The following is a 218-nucleotide window of genomic DNA, read 5'->3' on the forward strand; positions in this document are numbered from 1 at the left end:
CAGGAGAACCAGGCGCGTCGTCTGCTCAACGACCTCGACGCCTACCGTGCGTCCACATGGCGTGAGGGCGAGGACCTGGAGATCGTCGCGACCGACTGGATGCGTGAGGTGTTCGAGCCGACGGTCCGCATGATTCCACGCGAATACCGTTCGCAGATCCAGCCGGCGCAGTTCTTCCACGAAGTGCTGGACCACCGTTGGTTCCTCGCCGAGCATGC

At 63.8% G+C, this 218-nt stretch carries 1 protein-coding gene; it reads left to right on the forward strand.

Annotation, left to right across the window (positions count from 1 at the left end):
- On the forward strand, positions 1-218 hold a 218-nt coding region (locus tag B3C64_RS02095; RefSeq protein WP_291533377.1), incomplete at both ends, for a DUF4032 domain-containing protein.

The organism is Bifidobacterium sp. UBA6881 (assembly GCA_002451435.1).
GTDB lineage: Bacteria > Actinomycetota > Actinomycetes > Actinomycetales > Bifidobacteriaceae > Bifidobacterium.